Here is a 3,798-nt window from a genome sequence, read left to right on the forward strand (position 1 = left end):
TAGTAATAGCCCCAGTTATGAGGTTACCACCGATAATAGACTTCATGAGACCAGGGCTTTCGCCCCCGCCTCCGCTTCCTCCTCCACCACCGCCAAATCCCTTAAAAGGATTAAGCTTAGAAAATCCCGATTTAAGACCTCCGAACATCTTATCAAATCCGCCCTTAAAGGCTGACTTTATAGGATTTTCCATATCAATATCAATCTTATGCTTTCTACCTGTAAGATTTCTTAAGGCCTTCTCCATATCCTTAGCCTCTCTCTTAGCAGCCTTAAAAGTCGAGTAATCGACCTTAAAATTTCTAAAAGAAGACTTCATAGAAGACCCAACTTCCCCAGTCTTAGACTTTATAGCACCTAGATTGCTTTTCACCTTATCAAGGACACTCATCTTAGCGCTTATGCTGATATTATAAGGCCTATTTAAACCTTTAAGGCTTTTTTGTAGGTCCTTAATTCTATTATCAACATTAGCAACTCCAGTGTCCTTAATATCAACACTATAACTTCTTGAAAAGGCCGACTTTAAAGCCGACCCCATCTTACTAGCATTACCCCTAATTGCATCCATAGCAGAGGCCATAGCAGAGGTAGATGCTTGTATTTTTTTAGCCTTAGTCGAATAATCATCGACCAGGGTAACTTTTTCTATAATTGCCATTTCTTGGCCTCTCTTTCTCTTTCAGCTAGCATGGTTGCCGTAGCAAGTGCTATTTCAAAAGAATCTAGGCTAAAGATATAATCAAAAGTATGTCCCTTCTCCAGCATATAAGCCATAAGGGACAACTCAGGATCTCCAGCCTCTATGAGTTTTTTGCTTTTTCAACCACCTTATAAGCTTCTTTATCAAAGCCTGCCTTGTCAACAAGAGTAGTAGCAATCGATGAAATTTCACCGACCATAAAAAGCTTATCCACTATATCAATAGGGTTCTTAACTTCATAAGCCTCTAAAAGTTCAGGCTCCTTAAGATTAGGCTCCAAGCAGCAAGCATGAATCAAGTACTTATTGCTTTCATAGCCTTTTTGCTTCCTATTTTTGCCATAAGCTTCAGAATCTTCATAGTCTAACATATTTGGTATCCTAAATAAAAAAGTGCCAGTTTCAGGCACCTCAATTTCTATTTGCTTATCTTTTTTATCTTCAATAAGTTTTTTCTTCTTGATTAAATCTTTAGCACTAATTGCCATATGTCCTCCTAGTAAATTCCTTCTGCTACTTCAGCATCACCTGGTGTAAATCCAAACTCGAAAGTTTTCTCCACCACCTCAGCCATATCAAAATTAGTCAAAGGTAAGTTATTAATCCAGCAGTTACCTATATTAATTCTTTCTACTTGGCCACCAACAGCGTCAGGGTCATCAAGACAAACAGATGATAAAAATCTTGGATCGTGGCCAGCCTTAAGGGCTGCAAGATATTTAGCAATACCCCTAGTATAAACGTGTTTAACTACAAACTGTCCGCTTCCAGCCATACCAGTAATCTTTGAATCAACATCAGTCCCGATTTGAACATCGCCCCTTTGAAGTTCGATATTAGCCTCAAAAGAGACAACCTCAAAGATAGCCTCACCATCTATATGCAGAGTACCCCAAGCACCTGCAATTCTTCTAAAACCTCTATTTTCAGTCATTAATTACTCCTTATTCATTCCAAAAGTTGATATAAAGGTCTTCCATAGCGTCGATTAAAGATACATATCCATCTAAAAAGACCTTAGAACCAGTATTAAATTCCTTGATTTGCTGGGTAGTCATGTTTTCAGTATCCGCACCACGTTTAACCGCATATCTTAGGTTTTCCTCGACGCTTATATCAACTCTATTCTTATCAGTATCCTGTAAAACTAGGCCCTTAAGTTCAGCAAAGTAAACCCTGTTAATCATGGCTATAAATTGCTGCTTATTAGCATAAGTATTAGACACCTTACCTACGTAATACTTATCAAAAGTATCTCTAATGTCATCCTTGATAAGGTGCATGGCATCGACAATCTTAATCTTCGAAAAGTCCTCGCCTTTTTTCTCGTTGCCCCCTGTATAGGTGTTGACAGCCCTAGCAACCTTGTAAACTTCTCCATCAAAGGTCAAGAAAAGCTTGCCCTCATCAACCGCCTCGTCAGGGTCATCAGCAAAATCAAGGCTAGCTTCGCTTATCTTTGGCCACTCATAGTAGGTAAAAGACCTATTAAGAGGTAAGGCCGCAAGTTCGCTCGCAACAAGAGCAGTAAACTCTTGCCCAGTATAGACTTCCCCATCATAAGTAACAGATGAAGTCGCCCAATTTATAAGACTTTCATGTCCTTGTTCCTTAAGGTCATAGCCAACAAACTTAATAGTCCTATCGCCAGGGTCAACAGCCTCTTTTTTGTGCCAAGTCATAAGTTTTGTTAGGTCAGCTTCATCAAGGTTAGGAGCTGCATAATAATTAAATTTAATTAGCTTATATCTTTGCATAACAGCATCAAGTGGGTTATTATCCCCTACAATTTCAACCAATAACTTTTTAGGATTAGCCTCAAAAGCTAGTCTTATAAGCTTGGCGTTTTTCTCGCTAAATTGTATCTTTTCCGATAAATCAAAAAGGGTAGTAAGTTTGTAAGACCCCTGTTCTTCCTCATTTTCGCCCTTAAGTAAAAGAAGGACAATCCCTCTCTCGCTCCTTTGGATTGCAGAAAGCCCTTGGGACTCAAATACAATCTTAATTTCAGGCATACCTATTCTTGCCATCTAATCCTCCATAAATTCATATTCTAATTTCAAGCTCTGCATAAGCTTGATTTTTTCTTCTTCATAACTTTTCTTATCTTCATCAGTCGTAAAATCGACATCTGGACTAAAATCCTTGTTATCGACCTCTCTATCAGACCAAGGCTTTTTCCTATCAATCTGACCAGGGTCTAAGTCCCTATCAAAAGGCTTCATAGTTTTATCATCAGCAAGATAAGTAGGCTTAAATTCATCAGCAAAGTCGAATCTAACCATAAAATGTAGGTCTTGACCGACCAGCTTATACTCTGGAGCCTTAAGACAATGTAAGTGCCTTTTATCAACCATTACTCCGTCCTTAGCATAAGCCCTCACAGATAAGCCCATAGAAAAAGCACTCATCAGCTTATCAGCCATTACAAGTGCTTCACCAACGCTATTATTTTTAGAAAAATAAATAATGTCCAAATCTATACTCTTGTTAATGATAAATCTTGAATGAGGGCTTGTAGAAAAACTTATAAGCTCCACACTCATAAAAGGTCTCTTTGCATTATTAATCCTTTCCTTGTAAGCTTTGATATTATCAAGGCTAGCCCTTAAGGTTTTATCGACTGAATTAAAAACATCAGTTAGTTTAATCATAGGCTCTCAATCGCCTTTCTAACTTCTTTTTGTACCGCTGGTTTTAATGTCTCCTCTAATCGTCTAGTCCCATTCCTAAGCATATAAGAGCCTGGCACATAGTCGGCCTTAAGTCTCTTACCTATAGCAGGGACAAAGCGACCTGGTTCTTGGCGGTGTCCGTACTCAACGTGTAAGGCGTACTCAAGCGGATTATTAAGGTCCATCTCAAACTTAAGCCCCTTCTTATCAGGGCCAGTAAGGCTCCAAGACCTCCTCAAATCTCCAGTATCCACAGGAGTATTATCCCTAACATCATCACGCCAAGACAAGCCTTCATCAGCCATAGCCCTAGTCACAGCTCCATCTATTTCAGGACTTAGTCTACTAACCTTATCCAAAAGGCCATCAAGCCCCTTAGTATCAATTTTAATAGTCACTAAGCATCATCCTTTCTGATAAG

7 protein-coding genes are annotated in these 3,798 nt (G+C 39.0%); all 7 read right to left on the reverse strand.

Going from position 1 to position 3,798, the window contains the following annotated elements:
- Positions 1 to 661, reverse strand: a 661-nt coding sequence (locus tag Q0410_RS05155) for a hypothetical protein (protein WP_299033789.1), incomplete at its 3' end; no start/stop codon positions are given.
- On the reverse strand, positions 649 to 777 hold the full coding sequence (locus Q0410_RS05160; protein WP_299033792.1) for a hypothetical protein: 129 nt from the start codon (positions 775 to 777) through the stop codon (positions 649 to 651). The genes Q0410_RS05160 and Q0410_RS05155, both read right to left, overlap by 13 nt.
- Positions 778 to 803: 26 nt before the next feature.
- Positions 804 to 1,190: a phage tail assembly chaperone gene (locus tag Q0410_RS05165; protein ID WP_299033795.1), complete on the reverse strand. Its 387-nt coding sequence runs from the start codon at positions 1,188 to 1,190 to the stop codon at positions 804 to 806.
- Between the two features lie 8 nt (positions 1,191 to 1,198).
- Complete coding sequence (locus Q0410_RS05170; protein ID WP_299033798.1) at positions 1,199 to 1,636, reverse strand: phage tail tube protein; 438 nt, start codon at positions 1,634 to 1,636, stop codon at positions 1,199 to 1,201.
- Positions 1,637 to 1,646: 10 nt separating this feature from the next.
- Complete coding sequence (locus Q0410_RS05175) at positions 1,647 to 2,732, reverse strand: phage tail sheath C-terminal domain-containing protein (RefSeq protein WP_299033801.1); 1,086 nt, start codon at positions 2,730 to 2,732, stop codon at positions 1,647 to 1,649.
- Positions 2,733 to 3,356 carry a DUF6838 family protein gene (locus Q0410_RS05180; RefSeq protein ID WP_299033804.1) on the reverse strand — a complete coding sequence of 208 codons (624 nt, stop codon included), beginning with the start codon at positions 3,354 to 3,356 and terminating at the stop codon, positions 2,733 to 2,735. It lies immediately after the preceding gene.
- Positions 3,353 to 3,775, reverse strand: a complete 423-nt coding sequence (locus tag Q0410_RS05185; protein WP_299033808.1) for an HK97 gp10 family phage protein — start codon at positions 3,773 to 3,775, stop codon at positions 3,353 to 3,355. Before Q0410_RS05185 ends, Q0410_RS05180 begins: the two co-directional genes overlap by 4 nt.
- Positions 3,776 to 3,798: the final 23 nt, after the last annotated feature.

The sequence above is a fragment of the uncultured Anaerococcus sp. genome, assembly GCF_937934665.1.
Lineage (GTDB): Bacteria > Bacillota > Clostridia > Tissierellales > Peptoniphilaceae > Anaerococcus.

Coding starts and splice junctions, on each gene's coding strand:
- Q0410_RS05160 (WP_299033792.1), bottom strand. CDS start 777: ATGGCTTATATGCTGGAGAAGGGACATACTTTTGATTATATCTTTAGC.
- Q0410_RS05170 (WP_299033798.1), bottom strand. CDS start 1,636: ATGACTGAAAATAGAGGTTTTAGAAGAATTGCAGGTGCTTGGGGTACT.
- Q0410_RS05180 (WP_299033804.1), bottom strand. CDS start 3,356: ATGATTAAACTAACTGATGTTTTTAATTCAGTCGATAAAACCTTAAGG.
- Q0410_RS05175 (WP_299033801.1), bottom strand. CDS start 2,732: ATGGCAAGAATAGGTATGCCTGAAATTAAGATTGTATTTGAGTCCCAA.
- Q0410_RS05165 (WP_299033795.1), bottom strand. CDS start 1,190: ATGGCAATTAGTGCTAAAGATTTAATCAAGAAGAAAAAACTTATTGAA.